Raw genomic sequence first — 23,290 nt, forward strand, 5'->3', positions numbered from 1 at the left:
CTCAAACATAAAATAAATAATTCACAATGATTTAATAAAAGGAAGAACAGAGGTTAAGAACGTGGCAGAATATACACCTATGATGCAGCAATATTTAAAAACCAAAGAAGAATATAAAGATTGCATTTTATTTTACAGACTCGGTGATTTTTATGAGATGTTTTTTGATGATGCGATCGTTGTATCGAAAGAACTTGAACTGACATTGACCGGTAAAAGCTGCGGTACCGAGGAGCGTGCGCCGATGTGTGGAGTACCTTATCATGCAGTGGAAGGGTACTTGAATAAACTGGTTGCAAACGGTCATAAAGTTGCGATCTGTGAGCAGGTGGAAGATCCGAAACTCGCAAAAGGATTAGTAAAACGGGAAGTGATCCGCATCGTTACACCTGGAACAAACACAGACATGCAGGCTCTCGATGAATCTAAGAATAATTACATCATGTGTATCGTTTATCTTGCGGATAAATACGGTATTTCTCTGGCTGATATTTCAACTGGAGACTATTTCGTCACAGAGGTAGATTCCGAACGCAAGCTCATTGATGAGATCAATAAATTTGCACCGTCAGAAATCATCTGTAACGAAAGTTTTTACATGAGCGGAGTCGATCTTTCTGATATGAAACACCGTCTCGGTATCGCAGTTTATTCACTGGAATCCTGGTATTTCAGTGATGAGACAGCAGAGAATACCTTAAAAGAACATTTTAAAGTACAGAGTCTTGAAGGATTAGGCTTATCTGATTATGCATGCGGTACGATCGCAGCGGGCGCATTGCTCCGTTATCTGTATGAAACACAGAAAAATGACCTTGGTAATCTTTCTTCCATTCATCCGTATTCAACCGGAAAATATATGATCATTGACAGTTCGACCAGACGCAACTTAGAACTGGTAGAGACGCTGAGGGAGAAACAAAAACGTGGTTCACTGTTATGGGTATTAGACAAGACCAAAACTGCAATGGGTGCGAGAACACTCCGCGCTTATGTAGAGCAGCCACTGATCGATAAGGCAGAGATCGAACTGCGTCAGGAAGCTATCGGTGAATTAAATGATCATGTGATCACAAGAGAGGAATTACGCGAATACTTAAATCCTATCTACGATCTCGAACGTCTGATCACCCGTGTGACTTACCGGACAGCCAACCCGCGTGACCTGATCGCATTTAAAAATTCAATCAGCATGCTTCCTCCGATCAAATCTCTGCTTGATGAGTTTGACGGTGCATTGTTAAAAAATATCCAGAATGATATTGATTCCATGGAGGAACTGTGTTCACTCATTGATAATTCGATCATGGAAGAGCCTCCTATATCTGTGCGTGAGGGTGGTCTGATCAAAGAAGGCTATAACGAAGATGTCGATAAATACCGCAATGCAAAAACAGAAGGCAAGACCTGGCTTGCAGAATTAGAAGCAAAAGAACGTGAAAAAACAGGAATCAAAAATTTAAAGATCAAATACAACAAAGTGTTCGGTTATTATCTGGAAGTAACCAATTCTTACAAAGATCTGGTACCGGATTACTTTACAAGGAAGCAGACACTTGCCAATGCAGAGCGCTACATTACACCGGAATTAAAAGAATTAGAAGATATGATCTTAGGTGCGGAGGACAAACTTGTCAGCTTAGAATATGATCTGTTCTGTGAGGTCCGCAACAAAATTGCAGAAGAAGTTGTCCGTATCCAGCGCACAGCAAAAGCGATCGCAAACCTGGATGTTTTTGTTTCACTTGCAGTTGTTGCCGATCAGAATAATTACTGCAGACCAAAGATGACAGGCAGCGGTGTGATCGATATCAAAGGCGGCAGACACCCGGTTGTCGAAAAAATGATTACCAATGATATGTTTATCGATAACGATACATATTTAGATAACGGAAATAACCGGATAGCCATCATAACCGGACCGAACATGGCTGGTAAATCCACCTATATGAGGCAGGCTGCACTGATCGTTCTGATGGCACAGATCGGAAGTTTTGTTCCTGCTTCATCTGCTAAGATCGGCATTGTTGACCGTATCTTTACACGTGTCGGCGCGTCAGACGACTTAGCGAGCGGCCAGAGCACTTTTATGGTGGAGATGAATGAAGTCGCCAATATTCTGCGTAATGCGACATCAAACTCTCTTCTGGTACTCGATGAGATTGGACGAGGAACAAGTACTTTTGACGGTTTAAGTATTGCATGGGCCGTGGTCGAACATATCAGCAATCCACGCCTGCTCGGCGCAAAAACACTGTTTGCAACACATTATCACGAGCTGACCGAGCTGGAAGGGAAACTGAACAATGTGCACAACTACTGCATTGCCGTAAAAGAAAAAGGCGATGACATTGTATTCTTACGTAAGATCGTGCAGGGCGGTGCAGACAAGAGTTATGGTATCCAGGTTGCAAAACTTGCCGGTGTTCCGGATTCTGTCATTGAACGTGCGAAGGAGATCGTGGAAGAGTTAAGCGCAAACGATATCACATCCGTCACGAAAAACATCACACCCGCAGCATCAGGAAATAAAAAGAAAAAAGAGCGTCTTGACGAAGTTGATTTGACACAGATGTCTTTATTTGATACCGTAAAAGACGACGATATCTTAGAAGAATTAAAGACGATCGATGTTGGAAACCTAACACCGATCGAGGCGTTAAACAAACTTTATGAATTACAGAATAAAATAAAAAACCGATGGTAGAAATGGAGAATAAAATTTATGGGCACAATTACAATTTTACCGGAAACCACGAAAAACCCGATCACACTGATGGGACAGCGTGCCGGCGTCTGCTGGGGAGGAAATATAGAAGATCCGGCAAAGAATTATAAGAGAGGTATGGACTGTATCATTTCCGGACATGGAAGGGTCATGGAATATGTAAATGTAGAAATGATCATTTCCGGTTATTCAGCAAGAGTAGAGCGTGAATGGTATACACATATCGGCGGTTCACCAACACGTTTACAGTCAAGCACACGCTACATCAATTATGCCGGACGCGGATTTGACTACATCATCCCGCCGTCAATCAAAAACAACGAAGAAGCATTGGAAAAATATCAGGCATTGATGGCTCATATCAATGAAGAATGCCGTTCTCTTCAGGAAGATTACGGTATTCCAAAGGAAGATGTTGCAAACGGACTGCCGCTTGGTATGACAGCATCTATCGTAGATAAGAGAAATCTGCGCAGTTTAGCGGAGATGAGTCATCAGAGAATGTGTAACCGCGCATACTGGGAATTCCGTCAGCTGTTCGGTGATATCATAAAAGCACTTTCTGAGTATTCCGAGGAATGGCGCTGGATCACCGAGAATTTATTTATGCCAAAATGCGATTATTTCGGATACTGTTCCGAGACAAGACCGTGCGGCAAACCGGTATCCGGTGTTCCGAAAATGCCGAGACCATAAGTACATCTGCAAAAAACACAACAGAAACGATTGATACAACGAGGTGAATCTGTATGCCGGAAATTACACTGCTCAGTCAGGAGACAATTGATAAGATTGCTGCAGGGGAAGTAGTAGAACGCCCTTCCTCTGTGGTAAAGGAACTGGTAGAAAATGCCATTGATGCAAAAGCGACTGCCATTACTGTTGAGGTCAAAGAGGGCGGTATCTCATTTATCCGCATCACTGACAATGGCTGTGGTATTGAGCGTGCACAGGTACCGGTTGCGTTTTTGCGACATTCGACCAGTAAGATCAAAAGCGTGGAAGATCTAATGAGCATCACTTCTTTAGGATTCCGCGGTGAGGCACTTTCCAGTATCGCCGCAGTATCGCAGGTCGAACTGATCACAAAGACCTATGGCGAACTGACAGGTACCCGCTATGTCATTGAGGGATCAAAAGAAAAGGAAAATGAAGAGATCGGTGCACCGGAGGGAACCACCTTTATCGTACGTAACCTTTTTTATAATACCCCGGCAAGACGTAAATTTTTAAAGACCGCACAGACAGAGGGCAATTACATCAACGATCTGATGGAACGGCTTGCTCTGTCACATCCGGATGTTTCCTTTAAATTTATCAATAACGGGCAGACAAAAATGCATACTTCCGGCAATTCCAGGGAAAAAGATATGATCTATCATATCTATGGCAGGGATATCACCTCCGGTCTTTTGGAAATCGATCATAAAAACGAATATTTTCATCTCAAAGGATTTATCGGGAAACCCATAATTTCCCGTGGAAACCGTAATTTTGAAAATTATTTTATCAATGGACGTTATATAAAGAGTGCACTGCTCTCAAAGTCGATTGAAGAAGCATATAAGGGATTTCTGATGCAGCACCAGTATCCGTTTTGTGTTCTGTACTTTACGATGGATACGGATCTGTTGGATGTCAACGTACATCCGACGAAGATGGAACTTCGTTTTTCAAACAATGAAGCGATTTATAAAACACTGTTTGAAATCATCCGCGGTGCCCTGACACATAAGGATTTTATCCCGGAAGTGCCGGTGCAGGAAGAAAAGATACAAAAACGGGAAAACATCAAAGCACCACTGCCGGAGCCATTTGAGCGGCGAGGTGTTGAGACAGTACGGAGCGGGCATAGGTTCCAGCCGCAGGACGTGTATGCGCAGGGGCAGGCGGGAATGCCACGCAAAGGAACTGTGCCGCAGAATGAGCCAGTCCGATCGCAGGCAGCAGTTTCAGCGCAAAATGCAATACCTCAGAAGGAATCAGCACCGCCGGAAAATCTTTCGATTTTTAATTCTCTGCTTCCAAAGAAAGAACCGGCCGGTTCTGATAATTCGTCCGATATGCAGCTAAAACGACCTTCTGCAAGTACAGAACATAACCTTGCGCATGAGACTGATGCAGGGCAGTCCGCAGACCGGGTATCGGAAACTAATACATACACCGTTTCCAAACCAGTACCGCAGCTAATGCCAACAGATAAACCAGCCAAAAGCCTGCCAGAAAAGACACCGGCACCTTCCCCAGAGTCAACAGTCACTTACGAGCAGCAGGAACTTGCAGCAGTCTCCGAAGGTTTTCTGACTAAAGATGCCAAAAAGCGCCATAAGATCATCGGACAGCTCTTCGACACCTACTGGATGGTGGAATATGAGGATAAGCTGTTCATCATTGATCAGCATGCGGCACATGAAAAAGTACTTTATGAGAAAACAATGAAAAAAGTGCATGAAAAAACATTTTCATCACAGACGTTAAGTCCGCCGATCATTTTAACATTAAGCCTTGAAGAAATTGAAATGCTTGAAAAATATAAGGCACAGATTGATACATTCGGGTATGAGATCGAGCCGTTTGGCGGAAAAGAATATGCAATAACTGCCATTCCGGCTGATTTTACAGGAATCGACACAAAAACAATGTTTCTTGAAATGTTAGATGATTTTGCAAATATTAACGGAAATGATTCTCCCAATGCTATTATGGAGAAAGTTGCTTCTATGTCCTGTAAGGCTGCGATCAAGGGAAACCAGCACATCAGCAGACCAGAGGCGGAGCGGCTCATTGATGAACTGTTAGAACTGGAAAATCCATATAACTGCCCACATGGACGCCCGACGATCATTTCCATGACAAAATATGAAATCGAAAAGAAATTTAAAAGGATTGTCTGATATGAAACAAAAACCAATGATTATTCTGACCGGTCCTACCGCGGTGGGAAAAAGTGCCCTCTCGGTAGAACTTGCGAAAAAAATAAACGGAGCGGTCATCTCTGCAGACTCCATGCAGGTCTACCGCCATATGGATATCGGCTCTGCCAAGGTTATGCCGGAGGAAATGCAGGGAATTACGCATTATATGATCGATGAATTAGAACCTGACGAAGAATTTCATGTTGTGCGTTTTACAACGATGGCAAAAGAATATTTAAAAGAAATCTATGCGGCGGGGAAAATCCCGATCATAGCCGGCGGCACCGGATTTTATATTCAGGCACTTTTGTACGATATTGATTTTACAGAGCAGCAGTGTGATGAGGCATACCGCAGACAATTAGAGGAACAGGCAAAAGAACACGGAGCCGGATATCTGCATGAAATGCTGCGCAAAGTCGACCCTGCATCTGCGGAGGCGATTCATGCCAATAATGTCAAACGTGTGATCCGGGCTTTAGAATTTTATCATTTATCCGGTCAGAAAATATCTGAACACAATGAAACGGAGCGTCAAAAACAATCTCCTTATAATTTTGCCTATTTTGTTCTTAACGATGAACGCGCAAAATTGTATGAGCGCATTGACAAACGTGTAGATGCGATGATAGCAGCAGGACTGGTAAATGAAGTTCAAAAATTAAAAGATATGGGGTGCAGCCGGGAAATGGTTTCCATGCAGGGACTCGGCTATAAGGAGATACTTGCATATTTAGACGGCGAATATACCTTAGAGGAAGCCGTCTATATCATCAAACGGGAAACCCGTCATTTTGCCAAACGCCAGTTAACGTGGTTTAAAAGAGAACGCGATGTGATCTGGCTCGACAAGCAGACATTTGGCTATGATGATGCAGCAATTTTAACAGATATGATATCAATTTTACAGGAAAAGGAAATAATCAGTCATGAATAAATGGATGGAAGAACAGTATGAAGCTCTTGGTATTTCAAGAGAAGTATATGAATTTGGAGAAAAGATCGAAGCCTCCTTAAAAGAGCGTTTTGAAGCGATTGATGCAACGGCTGAATATAATCAGTTAAAAGTGATCAAAGCTATGCAGGATAACCGTGTAAGTGCAGAATGCTTTAACATGTCCTCCGGATACGGTTATAATGATCTCGGACGTGATACATTAGAAAAAGTATATGCATCCTGCTTTAAAGGAGAAGATGCTTTAGTACGCCCGCAGATCACCTGCGGCACACATGCACTGGCACTTGCTTTAATGTCTAACCTTCGTCCGGGAGACGAACTGTTGTCCCCGGTCGGAAAACCATATGACACGTTAGAGGAAGTGATCGGTATCCGCCCATCTAAGGGATCGTTGGCAGAATACGGCGTATCCTATCGTCAGGTAGATCTTCTGCCGGACGGAAGTTTCGATTATGACCACATCAAAGAAGCGATTAATGAGCGCACAAAACTCGTAACGATCCAGCGATCCAAAGGATACGCGACAAGACCAACACTTTCTGTGGCACGTATTGGAGAATTGATCTCGTTTATCAAAAAAATTAAGCCAGACGTCATCTGTATGGTAGATAACTGTTACGGTGAATTTGTGGAAGAACGTGAGCCTCTTGAGGTCGGAGCAGATATGATCGTAGGTTCCCTGATCAAAAATCCGGGCGGCGGTCTTGCACCGATCGGCGGTTATATCGTTGGAAAAAAAGAATGTGTTGAAAATGCGGCTTATCGCCTGACTTCTCCGGGACTTGGAAAAGAAGTCGGTGCATCATTAGGCGTTATCCAGTCTTTCTATCAGGGATTTTTCCTTGCACCTACTGTAGTAAGTGGTGCATTAAAGGGAGCGATCTTTGCAGCAAATATCTATGAAAAACTTGGATTCGAAGTTGTTCCAAACGGCAGTGAAAGCCGCCACGATATCATTCAGGCAGTTTCATTCCACAATCCGGATGCACTGATCGCTTTTTGCGAAGGGATTCAGGCGGCTGCTCCGGTTGACAGCTATGTAACACCGGAACCATGGGCAATGCCTGGATATGACAGTGATGTTATTATGGCTGCAGGTGCTTTTGTTCAGGGATCATCCATTGAGCTGAGTGCAGATGGTCCGATCAAGCCTCCATATGCCGTTTATTTTCAGGGCGGACTGACCTGGTACCATGCAAAACTGGGTATTCTGAAATCTTTACAAAAACTTAAGGAACGAAAACTTGTCGACCTTGACTTGTTATGATAAAATATAATGTGATTTATTCATAATAACAAGTTTGCCCATACAATGCGTACAGGCTGTTGTTTATGGTAATAGATCTTTATGCTTCCCGGGAGAGTAGAAAGGGAGCATTCATGAACAAAAATACTACGGTAAAAGAATTGCCGGATTCGGAAAAACCATATGAAAAGTTTCTTACATATGGACCGGAATACCTAAGTGATGCGGAGCTTTTAGCAGTGATCATCCGTTCAGGGACAAGTGGTCTAAAGTCTGTGGAAGTCGCGCAGAATCTGCTAAATGATGGTCAGCGCAATTTATTAAATCTCTATGATATTCCATTTGAAAAGATGCAGAAAATACGTGGAATTGGCCCGGTAAAGGCAATCCAGTTAAAATGCATTGCAGAATTATCAAAACGGATTGCGCAGACACGGTCAGCTCCTGATATCTGTATGACGAACCCAAAAACAATCGCAGATTACTATATGGAACATCTGCGTCATGAAAGCAAAGAACATCTGATTATCTGTATGTTCGACAATAAATGTCACATGAAAGGTGATAAACTGCTTTCTATCGGCAGCGCAAATGAAACAATTGTTTCACCACGCGAAGTTTTCGAGACAGCAATCAATTGTCATGCAGCACATCTTATCTTAGTCCATAATCATCCAAGTGGTATACCAGAACCGTCCCATGCAGATGATATTGTCACAAAACGCATTTTAAACTGTGGACAACTGATGGGCATTCCGCTTTCCGACCATGTTATTATCGGGGATCATTCTTACTTTAGTTACAGAGAAAATAACAGGATCGTGGTATAAACCGCGTTCCAAAGGGAGAGAACAATGACAAACAACGTATACGGTATTGATCTTGGAACATGCAATATGAAGATTTACTGCAAATCTTCCAACAAGATCTTAAATGAAAAAAACACGATTGCATTAAAAAATAAAGATGAGATCTACGCTTATGGTAACTCGGCATACGCAATGTATGAAAAGGCTCCGGAGTCTATCCATGTGACATTCCCTGTTACAACAGGTGTCATCGCAGATTTCAACAATCTTCAGTCCATGATACAGCTCTTCTTAGAAACGCATGTTAAAGGGAGCCTGAAGGGTGCAGAATTTATCGTCGCAGTACCAACAAGTATCACGGAAGTGGAGAAAAAAGCGTTCTTTGACATGTTCTATAAGAGCAAGATGAAACCGAAGAGTGTACTTTTATGTGAAAAGCCGATCGCTGATGCCGTTGGGTTGGGATTAGATGTCAATGAACCGACCGGTATCATGGTTGTAGACATCGGTGCAGATACAACGGAGATCTCCGTTATTTCACTTGGCGGACTTGTACTTAGTGATCTGCTTCATTTTGGTGGAAATAAGATTGATGAATCCATCATTACCTATGTAAAACGCAATTACAATCTGGTCATCGGACAGAAAACTGCCCAGAGCATGAAAGAACGCTTAGGTTCCGGTATCCCGGGCAATGAAGACACGATGATCGTTGTCGGAAGAGATGTCGTAAGTGGTCTTCCGATTGAAATGGAAATGTCCGGTACTGTAGTATATGAAGCCATCAAAGATAACCTTGAAAGTATCTGTAATTCCATCAAAATGATCTTAGAGAAAACACCACCGGAACTTGCAAAAGACATTATCCATTCCGGAATCTATATCACAGGCGGAAGTTCCCAGATTCACGATCTGGATAAATTATTTGCAGATATCACAGGCATTGATATCAATACCTGTGAAGAACCGGAAGAGTGTGTTGTACGTGGTCTTGTAAAAATTGTATCTGACAGCAAATACAAACATCTGGCATTCAGCATGAAAAGTAAGATCTTGATTTAGGGGATAGTATGAGACGAAAACCAAAATTTGTTCTTCCCACAAAATATATACTGCTTATCTTAAGCGGTGTATGTATTGTGGCAATATTACTCAGTTTTACACTTGGCATATCCGGCGGACCATTAAATACTGTCGCCGGATATGTATTTATTCCAATGCAGCGCGGTATTAATTCCGTTGGCACCTGGATTGGCGAAAAAGCAGACAATCTAAAAAAATTAAATGACGTCATGGCAGAAAACGAAGACCTGAAACATCAGGTAGATGATCTGACAACCGAATTAAATACAATCAAGTTAGAACAATATGAGCTTGAGAACTTAAGAGAACTCTTAAATCTGGACCAGAAATACCCAAGTTATGACAAAGTTGCTGCAAATGTTATCGGAAAAGACGGTGGCAACTGGTTTACCAATTTTACGATCGACAAGGGATCAAACGATGGAATTGAAGTGGATATGAATGTGATTGCAGGAAGTGGTCTTGTGGGAATTGTTACTGATGTAGGACCTAATTATGCAAAAGTATCTTCGATCATCAATGATACCATGAAAGTCAGTGGTATGGCGTCGACCACATCCGACAATCTGATCGTAAATGGCAGTTTACAGGATATGAATGAAAATATGGTCATTGAATTTTCCAATCTCAACGATAAGAATAATGAAGTTGCCATCGGTGATCCTGTCGTTACCTCTTATGTATCAAACCGTTATCAGCAGGGTATTCTGATCGGTTATATCAGTACACTTAGCATGGATTCTAATAATCTTACAAAGTCGGGTACCATCACACCGGCAGTCGATTTTGAGCATATCGAAGAAGTTCTTGTCATTTTAAATAAGAAACAGACAGCAGAATCTTAGAAACAGAGGTTATTTATGAGAAGAAAGATTACCGTATTTATTATTATTGCCGTCTGCTATCTGCTGCAAACGACACTTTTTGATACCTTTTCCTTTGCATCCATATCACCAAATCTTCTGATCATTGTGACATCGTCCTTTGGTTTTATGCGTGGACGCAAAGAAGGGCTTTTTATCGGCTTTTTCTGCGGACTGATCTTAGATATTTTCGGTGGAGGTGTTCTTGGATTTTACAGCCTTCTATATATGTATATCGGTTATATCAATGGAATGTTCCGCAAACTTTTTTACCCGGAAGATATCAAACTGCCACTCGTTCTGATCGCCGGCAGTGATTTGAGCTGCAACCTTCTGATTTACTTTATTATGTTTCTTTTTCGAAACAGATACGACTTTAACTACTATTTTTTACAATTAATGATACCAGAGTTAGTTTATACCATGGTTATAACAATTTTTTTGTATTTTGTAATTTTAAAGATCAACCAGAAACTGGAAGCTATCGAGAAAAGGAGTGCAAGCAAATTTGTTTGATAATATAAAAGAAGCATGCCGTATGTTTTTTAAATCACGGCTTGTTGTGGCAACAGTTGTAATGATCCTGTTGTTTTCCATTCTTCTCTGGCGTGTTTTTTCTCTTCAGATCGTAAACGGAAAAGAATATCAGGATAATTACACGTTAAAAATCGTCAAAGAGCGTACCTTAAACAGTACACGTGGAAATATATATGACCGTAATGGCAATCTGCTTGCCTACAATGAACTGGCATATTCCATTACAATCGAGGACAATGGTACTTACAGTTCTAATAAAGCAAAAAACACTGCCCTCAATGAGGAGATCGCGCAGGTTGTGACTGCACTTGAAGCCAATGGCGACTCCATTGTCAACGATTTTAAAATATCTATGGATGACAATGGCAATTACAGCTACAATGTAGAAGAATCCGGTGCAACCTGGAAACGTTTTTTGGCGGATGTATTTGGAGAAACTTCCTTTGAAAACATGCAGGAAGATGAGTCTGATATCATTTCCCGCAATAAACTTAATTTTAAACCAACGGAAGCAACTGCTGCACAGGTTATGCAGTATCTGACAAGCGGCAGCCGCTATGCCATTGGAAACGAATATGATGAGGCAATGACATACAAGATTACTGTTGTTCGTTTTTCCATGGCACAGAATGCCTATCAGAAATATATTGCAACCACGATTGCAACGAATGTATCTGAAGAATCAGTCGCTTATATCAGCGAGCACGCAGCCGAATTACAGGGTGTGGAAGTATTAGAAGATACCATTCGAAAATATAACGACAGTGAATATTTTTCTTCCATCATCGGTTATACCGGAAAAATATCCACGGATGAATATAATAAACTTTCAGAAACAGATAATTCTTATACACTAAATGATGTTGTCGGTAAACTTGGTATCGAACAATATATGGACAGCGATTTAAAAGGGGAAAAGGGGCATGAAAAGCTCTATGTGGATTATCTTGGAAAAGCAGTAGAAGTTATCGAACACGAAGAACCACAGGCCGGAAATGATGTATATCTGTCCATTGACCGGGATCTGCAGATTGCTGTATACAATCTTTTAGAGCAGGAAATTGCAGGAATCGTATATTCTAACATCGATAATCCGGGATCTGATATCAACATTCCGATCACAGATGTTTATTTTGCACTGATCAACAATAATGTGATTGATTTCTCACATTTTTCCGAAGAAAATGCATCTGCTACGGAAAAGGAAGTACAGCAGATCTTTTCTGCCAGACAGAATGCCGTAACAGATCAGATCCATACCGAACTGACTGGAAATGCCCCGACACCATTTGCATCCATGACAGAAGAGTATCAGGATTATTTTACTTATATTTTAAAAATGCTCCGTGAAAATGGTATTTTGTTAAGAAAAAATATTGATACCACGGATGAAGTCTATCTCCAGTGGCAGAACGGAACCATCGGCCCACAGGAATATTTAAACCATGCGATCGCCAAAGGATGGATCGATATTACAAAATTTTCTGTAAGTGAGAAATATTCCGATTCAACAGAAATATATGATGCACTGTGTGATTATATTCTGAATGATATCAGTACAGATTCAGATTTCGCCAAAATCATATATGAATACCTGATCCAGACAGATGCAATTACAGGAAGACAGCTTTGCCTGATCCTGTTTGATCAGAATGTTCTTGCATTTGATGAAGATGATATTGCAGACTTATCAGGTGGTACACTTGCACCTGCTGCCTTTATCAAGGAAAAAATCCAGAATCTTGATATTACACCGGCTCAGCTTGCATTAGATCCATGTGCCGGGTCCTGTGTCATCACAGACACACAGACAGGTGAGGTACTCGCATTGGTAAGTTATCCTGGATATGACGGAAACCGGCTTGCAAATACAGTTGATGCTGATTATTTCAACAGTCTGCAGGAGAATAATGCAAGACCTTTATATAATTATGCTACCCAGCAGCGAACGGCACCGGGTTCCACCTTTAAAATGGTATCTGCTACAGCCGGCCTTGCAGAACATGTGATCAGCACAACCGAACAGATCCAGGATCTTGGTGTATATAAAAATGTAAGTAATGAACCGGAATGCTGGATCTACCGTTCATCCCATGGATCACACGGTCTTATTAATGTATCCGAGGCACTCAGGGATTCCTGTAACTACTTTTTCTATGAAGTCGGCTATCGTCTCAGTACCAATAATTACGCTATGAGTTATAACAACGATGCTGCGGAAAATGGTATTGAAAAAATCCAGAAATATGCTTCTCTTTATGGTTTAAACGAAACGACGGGAGTGGAGATTGAAGAGAGCAAACCTCAGGTTGCAGACAGCTTCCCTGTCATGGCTGCTATTGGTCAGAGTAATAACAACTACTCCACGATACAGCTTGCCAGATATGTTACCGCTGTTGCAAATGGTGGTACCGTATATAATTATACACTTTTAAATAAAGTAACAGATTCTGATGGAAATACTTTAAAACAATATGAGCCTGCAGTCCGTAACACGATTGATGTTTTAAGCAGCGGCGACTGGGATGCCATTCATACAGGTATGCGCATGGTGGTGGAAAATACGAAAGAGTTTGACGGATTTCCAATAGAGGCTGCCGGAAAAACAGGTACCGCGCAGGAAGATCTGACCAGACCAAACCATGCATTATTTGTCGGTTATGCTCCATACAGCAATCCGGAAATATCTATTGCAACACGTATTGCAAATGGATATACTTCCCATAATGCAGCAGAAGTTTCCAAAAAGATCCTTGCATACTATTTCAAAGTTGAAGATGCTGATTCTCTGTTAAGTGGACAGGCCGAAAATATCAATGCCATCTCAAATGGCGTAAATGATTAGTATATGGATAATTCCCGCTATTTCAACGGGTTTTATTAATAAATCAAAACAGGAGGTTCCCCTTATGGGTGAAGTGATTACTTTTACCTCAGGAAAAGGCGGCGTTGGCAAGACAACAACCACAGCTAACGTTGGCGCAGGACTTTCACTGTTAGATAAAAAAGTTGTATTGGTAGATACTGATATTGGCTTACGAAATCTTGATGTTGTCATGGGACTTGAAAACCGGATACTTTATAATCTGGTGGATGTGTTAACTGGCAGATGCCGGGTAAAACAGGCAATCATACGTGATAAACGATTCCCGAATCTGTCTGTGATACCGTCATCATGTACAAAAGAAAAATGTCTTCCTGATCCCGGACAGATGAAACATCTGTTTGATGATTTAAGACAGGATTTTGATTATATATTAGTTGACAGTCCCGCAGGTATCGATCAGGGTTTTTTACTTGCCATTACGGGAGCTGACAGAATTGTAGTAGTCACAACACCTCAGATTGCTGCAATTCACGATGCTGACTGTGTACTTCAGATTTTAAAAAAACATTATACAGTAAAAACAGAACTTCTGATCAATGGTTTCCGGAAACATATGGTAAAAGATGGGGATATGTTAAATATCGGTGATATCTGCGAACTTTTAGATGTGCCGTTACTCGGTGTCATTCCAGAAGATGAACAGATCATCATAGCACAAAACCACGGAGAACCATTACTGCATCCGGATGGAAATAAAAAGAATGCTTTACTTTCTGAACTCTGCTATAACAATATTGCACGGCGGATCACAGGTGAGGAAGTGCCTCTGTTAAATTACATAAAACAGGGCAGTATTTTTTCAAAAATATTATTTAAAAAGAAACCTGTGAAAGGAGCATTGAATGTTTAAGACTCATTCCGGAAATGTTGCAAAAGAGCGCTTAAAGCTGATGATGAATGCCGATCATCACAAACTCGATGAGGCTACTATGGAACTTATTCGTCAGGAAATAGGCTGTGTCATCACGAAATATGTTGTCATTGAGCCGGAAAACATTGAGATCAAAGTAATGTTAAAGGATTACAAGAAAAGAGAGTAGGATAATGTCTAAACTTTATAAACTAAAGAATTATAAATTCATACTGGTAATGTATGTTCTGATTTTAAATACCCTGGGGGTCTTTCTGGTTGGAAGTGCAAGCCCCGGGGATCAGAAAAAACAGATCATCGGTATGGTAAGTGGTATTATTATCATGGTGATTTTATCTCTGATCGATTACAGTTTTATTCTCCGTTTTTCCTGGATCATATATCTGTCTGCTGTCGGACTTTTAGCGCTGGTACTTGTTGCAGGTGATTCTTCAAAAGGCGCACAGCGCTGGTTTGAGATCGGCGGTTTCCGTTTTCAGCCATCTGAGCTTGTAAAAATACTTTTGATCATATTTTTTTCATATTATTTTATGAAACACGAAGAAAAGATCAATTCCGTAAAGGTAATCGTTTCTTCCTTTGTATTACTTGCAATCCCTCTGTTTTTAATTTATAAACAGCCAAATCTATCGACTATGATCGTGATTACTTTAGTTTTTGCCGCATTATTGTTTATGGCAGGCTTAAATTATAAACTGGTGGTCGGTGTTCTTATTATCTGTATTCCGGTCGGACTGATCGGTATGACACTGATCATCCAGGATAAGATTCCGTTTATTCATGCTTATCAGCTTGGACGTATTATGGCATGGCTTTATCCGAATGATTATCCTGATCTTGCTTACCAGCAGCAGAATTCCATCATGGCTATTGGTTCCGGTCTTTTATGGGGAAAAGGACTTAATAATACAGATCCTACATCTGTTAAAAATGGTAACTTTATTCTGGAACCACAAAATGACTTTATTTTTGCAGTTGCAGGGGAGGAACTTGGATTTGTGGGCAGTGCAGTGATCATAATTCTCTTGCTTTTCATCACGATTGAGTGTATATTTATTGCTAGAAAAGCAAAAGACACAGCAGGCAGACTGATCTGTTGTGGTGTAGGCGCACTGGTCGGATTTCAAAGTTTTGTTAATATCAGTGTGGCAAGCGGACTTCTGCCAAATACAGGCGTAACACTTCCGTTTGTCAGTTATGGTCTTACATCATTATGGTCTTTGTATATAGGTATCGGGCTTGTCTTAAATGTCGGGCTTCAGCCGAAAAAATATTAACAACAGGGGGTCCTACAACATGAACATTGGATTAATAGCACACGATTCAAAAAAGAAACTGATGCAGAATTTCTGTATCGCTTATCGGGGTATACTTTGCAAAAATGAGCTTTACGCAACAGGAACAACTGGCAGACTGATTGAAGAAGTTACAAATTTAAACGTTCATAAATATCTGGCAGGGCATTTGGGTGGTGCTCAGCAGTTAGGAGCTCAGATTGAACATAACGAAATAGACCTTGTTATTTTTCTTCGTGATCCGTTAACACCAAAGTCACATGAACCGGATGTCAACAATGTCGTAAAGATCTGTGATACGCACAACATACCACTTGCTACAAATCTTGCTACAGCCGAGCTTCTGATCAAATCCTTAGACAGAGGCGATTTAGAGTGGCGTGAAATGTACAAATAATGAAAACAAATGAAAAATATGTACGCAGGATATACCTTTGTCTGGTGTATCCTGCGTATTTTGTGAAAGGAATTTTAACATGAAACGATTGCTAGCTGTTGTATGTGTGACAACACTTTTACTTGGCAGTATCACAGGCTGCGGGGAAGAAAAAGTCACCTTGGAACAACCTTATGATATTTACGAGACAACTGGAAGCCTTGGTCTTGGATCAACAGTTTCCGCCGGTGCACAGGAATACTTTTCAAATGATCTCTGTGTTGCAGATGATTTTCCTCTTGGAACGGATACAACTGATTCCCAGGTTGCAGAAGGAGCCGGTACTTTTAATCTGGCAACAAATGAAGTTGTTTATGCCAAAAATATCTATGAGAGACTTTATCCGGCAAGCACAACAAAGATCCTAACTGCATACATTGCTTTAAAGTACTGCACAGATTTAAGTCAGACGGTCACGATCAGCGAAAATGCCGCAAATCAGGCTTCCGATTCCTCTGTCTGCGGACTTCATGCAGGAGATGTGATCCGCATGGATGATCTTTTATATGGTATGATGCTGCGAAGTGGTAATGATGCTGCAATTGCGATAGCTGAGTCGATTTCAGGCAGTGTAGAAGAATTTGCAACGCTGATGAACCAGGAAGCGGCAGCACTTGGTGCAACACAGTCTCATTTTGTCAATCCAAACGGTCTTCCGGATGAAAATCATTATACCTCCGTATATGATCTGTATCTGATTTTCCGTGCTGCATTGCAGAACGAAACATTTGTCCAGATTATAGGCACAACATCTTATGATGTAACTTATCAGGCGGCAGATGGTACAACAGAAGAGCATACATGGGAAAATACAAACCAATATCTGAGCGGTCATGCAAAAGCTCCGGACGGTTTTACCATAATCGGTGGAAAAACAGGTACAACCGGTGATGCAGGATACTGTCTTGTCCTTTATTCTATGAATGAACAATCCCAGCCAATTATTTCTATTGTTCTGAAAGCAGACGCAAAAACAAACCTTTATCTGTTAATGAATGAAATGTTATCCGGTTTTGCAAATTAATTGAAAATATCATTGTGTTTTTTGTATTTATATACTATAATTAATTTATAAAACGAACCGTTTTTATTCATTTTCACGAATATGGACGTTGCATCGAAGGATCAGGAGGGAAATGACCATGATAGAGATTATTTCAGGTGAAAAGGGAAAAGGAAAGACAAAGGAACTGCTTAACAAGGTCAATACATCGATCACATCTGCAACTGGCAATATCGTATATCTGGATAAGAGTCAGAAACACATGTATGAGCTGAATAATAAAATACGCTTGATCAATGTAAATGACTTTCTGATTGATAACTGTGATGAGTTCCTCGGTTTTATCTGTGGTGTGATATCACAGGATCACGACCTCGAAGAAATGTATCTTGACAGTTTTCTTACCATTGCATCAATTGATTCTGATGAACTTTTAAATCATGCGATTCAAAAGCTCGACGTGATCAGTGAAAAATACAATGTAAAATTCATCTTAAGCGTATCGAAAGATGAATCTAAACTGACAGATATTGCAAAAGCAAAAATTGTCATTTCCCTATAATAATGAATATGTAATATCGGTAGTGCACAATATGAACATATCTTTTGTTATGAATGAATATGCGGTATGGAAAGTTCTTTATCCATGCCGCATATTTTTCATAACAATAGAATATCTGCATAGTATGCATTCTGTTGTTTAAGATTCACCTACAGAACGGATTCTTCCGAACAGACTGATCAGATATAATCCACCAATTCCCACAAGTGCATAAATTATTCTTGTAAGCCATGACATGTCCCCGAAAAGAAATGCCACCAGATCAAATCTGAAAAAACCGATCAGTCCCCAGTTAATTGCACCGATAATAACCAATGTAAGCAATGTGTAATCAAGCCAGTTTGTATTCATTTTTTAGCCTCCTTTTGCAGATAGTATGCACATTAAAAAAATTTTTATTCATACAAAACTTTTTGATCCACGTTGTTTTCTATTGAATAAAATGTTAGAATAGAAATGTTGAAAATTTTAAGAGGTGAGTAAATTTTTGAATGAACATAAAAAAATAGTAAAATATCGCAAACCGTTCAACATAAATATTGGCGTAATCATTTTTATTATTATTTTCATATATCTGGTTTTTAATGTCTTTTCTTACATTACAACAACACACATTTCCGTTTATGAAGTGGAACAGGGAACCATGGCAGAAAATAATGTTTACCGTGGTCTGGTTCTTCGCGATGAAACAATTGTTACATCACAATATACCGGTTCGCTGAATTATTATGTACGGGAATCTTCGAGAGTCGGATACGGCGATCTGATCTGTTCCGTTGATGAAAGTGGAAGTGTTTCCCAAAAGATCAATGATGTCAGTACAGATGCTTCTAATCTGGATGCCGAGGGACTCTTAGAAATTGAAAATGATATTTCCGATTATGAAAATTCCTATCAGTCACAGACATTTTATAATACTTATTCATTTAAAGAAAATATTGATTCTGCACTGAATGAAGCATTAAGTCTGGAGGCTTTAAACGGATTGGCTGACTATACATCTGCCGGTGGTGGTTCTTCCTTTCATACAGTCACAACTGATACCCCCGGAATCCTTGCTTATTATACGGACGGATTTGAAAACACAACGACAGATAATTTTTCAAAAGAACAGTTTGATGAAGCTGCTTATCAGCGAAATAATTTAAAACAGAATACATCCGTTACCACCGGAGATGCTTTATATAAACTGATCAGTAACGAAGAATGGCAGATTATCGTTCCCATTGCAGATACGCTTGCAAATGAACTTCAGGATGATAATACTCTTAAACTTAAGTTTATAAAGGACGGAAAAACAGCATACGCTACCTATGTGATCACAGAAAAGGGTGGTGAAAAATATCTGATTTTAACACTTCGCAATTCTCTGGTACGTTATGCAAAGGATCGTTTTCTGGAAATTGAGCTGCTGCTTACCGAACAGACCGGACTTAAAATTCCAAATTCTGCTATTACCGAAAAAGAATTCTACACCATACCGATCAGCTACTTTATGAAAGGTGGAGATTCTGATGCCGATGGACTGCTTGTTTCGTCCACAAATAAAAATGGAAAAACAACGACTGAATTTGTTTCCCCAACCGTCTATTATACAACGGATGATTATTACTATATAGACAGTGAAAATGTCACTGCCGGAGACATTCTGGTAAAACCGGATTCAAATGAAACTTACCGGGTCGGATCAGACACTGCAACACTAAAAGGTGTCTATAATGTCAATAAAGGTTACGCTGTCTTCAAACAGATTGATATACTCTATCAGAGTAAAGAATATACCATCGTAAAAACAGGAACTTCCTATGGAATTTCTCTTTACGACCATATAGCCTTAGACGGAGCGAAGATCAATGAAAATGATTTGTTAAAATAATGGAGGAAAAATTAATGTTAAAAGAAAATCTTGCAAATGTAGAGAAAAATATTGAACAGGCTTGTAAAAATGCCGGTCGAAACCGTAATGAAGTAACCCTGATCGCAGTAAGCAAAACAAAGCCTGTCGAGATGTTACAGGAAATCTATGATGAAAATATCCGTGATTTTGGTGAAAATAAAGTCCAGGAGCTCTGCAGTAAAATGGAACAGCTTCCATCGGATATCCGCTGGCATATGATTGGGCATCTTCAGCGCAACAAGGTAAAATATATCGTCGGAAAAGTTGAACTGATTCATTCCGTAGATACATACCGCCTTGCAGAAGAGATTAATATTCAGGCAAAAAAACAGAATGTGATCGTCCCGATTCTTGTCGAAGTCAATATCGCGCATGAAGAGTCTAAATTTGGTATTTCCGCAGAAGATGCCATCCTTCTTGTGGAAGAGATTTCCAGGCTTGAAAACATTCGTATCAAAGGACTTATGACGATTGCACCTTATGTTGAGAACCCAGAGGATAATCGCCTATATTTCAGAAAAATAAAACAATTATCTGTTGACATAACAAATAAAAACATAGATAATGTATCTATGGAAATTCTGTCTATGGGAATGACAGGCGATTACATGGTTGCAATCGAAGAGGGTGCTACCATGGTGCGTGTTGGAACCGGAATTTTCGGTGAAAGAAATTATAAACAGGAGTGAGAACATGGGAGTTCTTGATAAATTTTTAAATGCAATGCGTCTGAATCCGGATGATGATGACGATTTTTACAACGAAGACTATGATTATGATGACGATTATACAGAGGACGAGCCAAAACAGACATTTCATCGTGAAAAAAAACGTGATGCTGTAGAAAAAGATTATGATTCGGAACGTTCAAAAGACACTTCAACAAAATCCACCTCAAAGGTTACGCCGATCCGGCCAGCGAAAAAGCAAGCCGGTCCTGGCGGTATGAAAGTATGTGTGATCAAACCTACTTCCGTGGAGGATGCAAGGGAGATTACAGAGACTTTACTGGAAAACCGTACTGTCGTGCTCAATGTAGAAGGTCTTGACGTTGAGATTGCACAGCGTATTATTGATTTTACATCCGGTTCATGTTTTGCGATCAGTGGTAATCTGCAGAAGATTTCAAATTATATCTTCATTATCACACCGGCATCCGTAGATATTTCCGGGGATTTTTTAAGTTTAATGGATTCATTTGAGACAAGGGGTATTCAGACTGATTTTTAATTATGAATGAGCAGGATCTTTGTAAAAAACGCCTGTTAGATCTTTCAAGACAGGCTGATCGGAAGGGAATCGTTTTATTCAGCGATTTCCTTAATTTAAATGAAATGAATATTTACCACCAGTGCCAATCAGAATTTGTAACAAGGACGGAAAGCTATGGCGGTATACCTTATGCAGAGCGTCAGATAATTGCTTTTATTCCTGATGCTCTTTATTATGAGTGGACATATCCGATTGCGGTATTAAAAGTAGAACCAGCATATCCAAAATTTGCAGAAAAATTAGGACACCGCGATCTGCTGGGATCTATCATGACACTCGGTATAGACCGCGCAAAGATTGGTGATATCCTTATGGGTGATGGCTGTTATTATATTTTATGTGAGGAGAATGTTGCCCCATATTTTATGGAACAGCTCACAAAGGTTCGCCACACACTTGTTCATTTAAGTATTGCAGATGCAGACGAAATCAATTTTCATCAGGAATTAATTGATAAAGACGGCATTATCACCTCAAACAGACTTGACGCCGTCATTGCCTGTGTATACCGTTTATCCAGAAGCCAGTCCCAGGAATTGATTCACGCAGAACGTGTATTTGCAAATGGAAAAATCATTCAGACACCGACCTATATCTGCAAACCTGATGATATTATTTCTGTGCGTGGTCACGGACGGTTCCATTTTATTTCCATCTCAGGAGAAACTAATAAGGGTCGTCTGAAAATCAAATATCAGCTATACCAAAGTTAATAAAACTCATAAACAAACGTATAGGAATGGGAATTACTGTGATGTGCTCATTAGATATGGGCAGAAATGGAGATTATTATGTCAAAAAGCATACCGGTTACAGATGGAACAAATGTGATTTATACCATCGAATTAACAAATGATTTTAAGGATCTTTGTAAAGAACTGTCCCGGCTTGGAATAGATTCTGACCGAAAACTTTGTATTGTCACTGATTCTAACGTAGCTCCTCTATATGCAGAAGAAGTAAAAAAACAGCTGTCTACGTCATTTTCAAATATATTTGTACATATTTTTCCTGCTGGTGAGGCAAGCAAAAACACAGATACAGTCGGTACATTATATCAATTTCTGATAGAAAATCACTTTGACAGAAAAGATATTCTGTTAGCACTTGGTGGTGGTGTAGTCGGTGATCTGACCGGTTTTACAGCAGCAACTTACTTACGTGGAATAGATTTTATCCAGATTCCAACCACATTGCTTTCGCAGGTGGATAGCAGTATTGGCGGTAAAACAGGTGTTGATTTTATGCAGTATAAAAATATGGTTGGAGCATTTTATCAGCCTAAACTGGTCTATATGAACCTTTCCGTACTGCATTCTCTTCCAAAGAAACAGATTGTTTCCGGAATGGGAGAGATTATCAAACACGGATTGATCAAAGATGCTGCCTATTTTGAATGGCTTATCGCACATGAAAAGGATATCTGGGCATTAGATCCGCAAATTTTAGAAGAAATGATCTATGTAAGTTGTAATATTAAACGTGATGTAGTCGAACGTGATCCAAAAGAACAGGGAGAGCGTGCACTTCTTAATTTTGGACACACGATTGGGCATGCCATTGAAAAACTTTCTGATTTTACACTTTATCACGGAGAATGTGTAGGACTTGGTATTGTTGCGGCATCCTATTTATCCATGCAGCTTGGTCATATCTCTGCAGAAGACTTTGCCCGGATTAAAAATGCGTTATCACTCTTTGAACTGCCGTTGCAGATTGATGGATTTGATGCCAGAGAAGTCCTTTTGGCAACAAAATCTGATAAAAAAATGGTTGGAAACCAGGTTAAATTTATTCTGTTAAAAGAAATTGGAAACGCTTATATTTATCGGGAACTAAGCGATGAACAGATTCTTGACGGTATCCGTTATGTCTGTCATGAATGAAAAGTCTAATCCCCCAGCTATGCTGGGGAGAATGGAATAGCT

At 40.2% G+C, this 23,290-nt stretch carries 22 protein-coding genes; 21 read left to right on the plus strand and 1 reads right to left on the minus strand.

The window, feature by feature from the left end:
* Positions 1 to 79 precede the first annotated feature (79 nt).
* The 16 genes from mutS (at position 80) to DXA60_RS11880 (ending at position 18,193) form a co-directional block, all read left to right on the plus strand.
* Positions 80 to 2,707, plus strand: coding sequence for a DNA mismatch repair protein MutS (gene mutS, locus DXA60_RS11805; RefSeq protein ID WP_117921488.1), 2,628 nt, complete (start codon positions 80 to 82; stop codon positions 2,705 to 2,707).
* An 18-nt stretch (positions 2,708 to 2,725) separates the two neighbouring features.
* Positions 2,726 to 3,424: an FAD-dependent thymidylate synthase gene (locus tag DXA60_RS11810; RefSeq protein ID WP_117921445.1), complete on the plus strand. Its 699-nt coding sequence runs from the start codon at positions 2,726 to 2,728 to the stop codon at positions 3,422 to 3,424.
* A gap of 53 nt (positions 3,425 to 3,477) precedes the next feature.
* Positions 3,478 to 5,622: a DNA mismatch repair endonuclease MutL gene (mutL, locus tag DXA60_RS11815; RefSeq protein ID WP_117921447.1), complete on the plus strand. Its 2,145-nt coding sequence runs from the start codon at positions 3,478 to 3,480 to the stop codon at positions 5,620 to 5,622.
* A gap of 1 nt (position 5,623) precedes the next feature.
* The gene (gene miaA, locus DXA60_RS11820; protein ID WP_117921449.1) at positions 5,624 to 6,580 is read left to right on the plus strand and encodes a tRNA (adenosine(37)-N6)-dimethylallyltransferase MiaA; all 957 of its coding nucleotides are present in this window, start codon (positions 5,624 to 5,626) and stop codon (positions 6,578 to 6,580) included.
* Complete coding sequence (locus DXA60_RS11825) at positions 6,573 to 7,868, plus strand: methionine gamma-lyase family protein (RefSeq protein ID WP_117921451.1); 1,296 nt, start codon at positions 6,573 to 6,575, stop codon at positions 7,866 to 7,868. Before miaA ends, DXA60_RS11825 begins: the two co-directional genes overlap by 8 nt.
* Positions 7,869 to 7,981: 113 nt before the next feature.
* Positions 7,982 to 8,677 (plus strand): RadC family protein, encoded by a 696-nt coding sequence (radC, locus tag DXA60_RS11830; protein WP_186898776.1) that lies wholly within the window; start codon positions 7,982 to 7,984, stop codon positions 8,675 to 8,677.
* Positions 8,678 to 8,701: 24 nt separating this feature from the next.
* Entirely contained in the window at positions 8,702 to 9,718 is a 1,017-nt protein-coding gene (locus DXA60_RS11835; RefSeq protein ID WP_117921455.1) for a rod shape-determining protein, read from the plus strand.
* An 8-nt stretch (positions 9,719 to 9,726) separates the two neighbouring features.
* Positions 9,727 to 10,584, plus strand: a complete 858-nt coding sequence (mreC, locus tag DXA60_RS11840; protein WP_117921457.1) for a rod shape-determining protein MreC — start codon at positions 9,727 to 9,729, stop codon at positions 10,582 to 10,584.
* A gap of 15 nt (positions 10,585 to 10,599) precedes the next feature.
* Entirely contained in the window at positions 10,600 to 11,118 is a 519-nt protein-coding gene (gene mreD / locus DXA60_RS11845) for a rod shape-determining protein MreD (RefSeq protein ID WP_117921459.1), read from the plus strand.
* Positions 11,111 to 13,984 (plus strand): penicillin-binding transpeptidase domain-containing protein, encoded by a 2,874-nt coding sequence (locus DXA60_RS11850; RefSeq protein ID WP_330418420.1) that lies wholly within the window; start codon positions 11,111 to 11,113, stop codon positions 13,982 to 13,984. The genes mreD and DXA60_RS11850 overlap by 8 nt, the downstream gene beginning before the upstream one ends.
* A 64-nt stretch (positions 13,985 to 14,048) precedes the next feature.
* Complete coding sequence (minD, locus tag DXA60_RS11855) at positions 14,049 to 14,876, plus strand: septum site-determining protein MinD (RefSeq protein ID WP_117921463.1); 828 nt, start codon at positions 14,049 to 14,051, stop codon at positions 14,874 to 14,876.
* Entirely contained in the window at positions 14,869 to 15,066 is a 198-nt protein-coding gene (locus tag DXA60_RS11860) for a cell division topological specificity factor MinE (RefSeq protein ID WP_117921465.1), read from the plus strand. Before minD ends, DXA60_RS11860 begins: the two co-directional genes overlap by 8 nt.
* Before the next feature lie 4 nt (positions 15,067 to 15,070).
* Complete coding sequence (locus DXA60_RS11865; protein ID WP_117921467.1) at positions 15,071 to 16,174, plus strand: FtsW/RodA/SpoVE family cell cycle protein; 1,104 nt, start codon at positions 15,071 to 15,073, stop codon at positions 16,172 to 16,174.
* Positions 16,175 to 16,193: 19 nt separating this feature from the next.
* Entirely contained in the window at positions 16,194 to 16,589 is a 396-nt protein-coding gene (locus DXA60_RS11870; RefSeq protein WP_006858330.1) for a methylglyoxal synthase, read from the plus strand.
* A gap of 79 nt (positions 16,590 to 16,668) precedes the next feature.
* Positions 16,669 to 17,652, plus strand: a complete 984-nt coding sequence (locus tag DXA60_RS11875; protein WP_117921490.1) for a D-alanyl-D-alanine carboxypeptidase family protein — start codon at positions 16,669 to 16,671, stop codon at positions 17,650 to 17,652.
* A 118-nt stretch (positions 17,653 to 17,770) separates the two neighbouring features.
* On the plus strand, positions 17,771 to 18,193 hold the full coding sequence (locus DXA60_RS11880) for a hypothetical protein (RefSeq protein ID WP_015560543.1): 423 nt from the start codon (positions 17,771 to 17,773) through the stop codon (positions 18,191 to 18,193).
* Positions 18,194 to 18,331: 138 nt separating this feature from the next.
* Here the strand turns inward: DXA60_RS11880 and DXA60_RS11885 are convergent, their stop codons facing one another.
* A complete protein-coding gene (locus DXA60_RS11885; protein WP_117921469.1) occupies positions 18,332 to 18,544 on the minus strand; it encodes a DUF378 domain-containing protein in 213 nt (70 codons plus the stop codon).
* Positions 18,545 to 18,668: 124 nt separating this feature from the next.
* Here DXA60_RS11885 and DXA60_RS11890 point away from each other — a divergent pair, with 124 nt between their 5' ends.
* The 5 genes from DXA60_RS11890 to aroB all read left to right on the plus strand — a co-directional run bounded on the left by DXA60_RS11890 (position 18,669) and on the right by aroB (position 23,248).
* Positions 18,669 to 20,069, plus strand: coding sequence for an HlyD family efflux transporter periplasmic adaptor subunit (locus DXA60_RS11890; RefSeq protein ID WP_117921471.1), 1,401 nt, complete (start codon positions 18,669 to 18,671; stop codon positions 20,067 to 20,069).
* A gap of 14 nt (positions 20,070 to 20,083) precedes the next feature.
* Entirely contained in the window at positions 20,084 to 20,779 is a 696-nt protein-coding gene (locus DXA60_RS11895; RefSeq protein WP_117921473.1) for a YggS family pyridoxal phosphate-dependent enzyme, read from the plus strand.
* Between the two features lie 4 nt (positions 20,780 to 20,783).
* Entirely contained in the window at positions 20,784 to 21,320 is a 537-nt protein-coding gene (locus tag DXA60_RS11900) for a cell division protein SepF (protein ID WP_117921475.1), read from the plus strand.
* A 2-nt stretch (positions 21,321 to 21,322) separates the two neighbouring features.
* On the plus strand, positions 21,323 to 22,075 hold the full coding sequence (locus DXA60_RS11905) for a YlmH family RNA-binding protein (protein ID WP_117921477.1): 753 nt from the start codon (positions 21,323 to 21,325) through the stop codon (positions 22,073 to 22,075).
* Between the two features lie 78 nt (positions 22,076 to 22,153).
* Positions 22,154 to 23,248 carry a 3-dehydroquinate synthase gene (aroB, locus tag DXA60_RS11910; RefSeq protein ID WP_117921479.1) on the plus strand — a complete coding sequence of 365 codons (1,095 nt, stop codon included), beginning with the start codon at positions 22,154 to 22,156 and terminating at the stop codon, positions 23,246 to 23,248.
* Positions 23,249 to 23,290: the final 42 nt, after the last annotated feature.

Source organism: Roseburia sp. OF03-24, assembly GCF_003463035.1.
Classification (GTDB): domain Bacteria; phylum Bacillota; class Clostridia; order Lachnospirales; family Lachnospiraceae; genus Roseburia; species Roseburia rectibacter.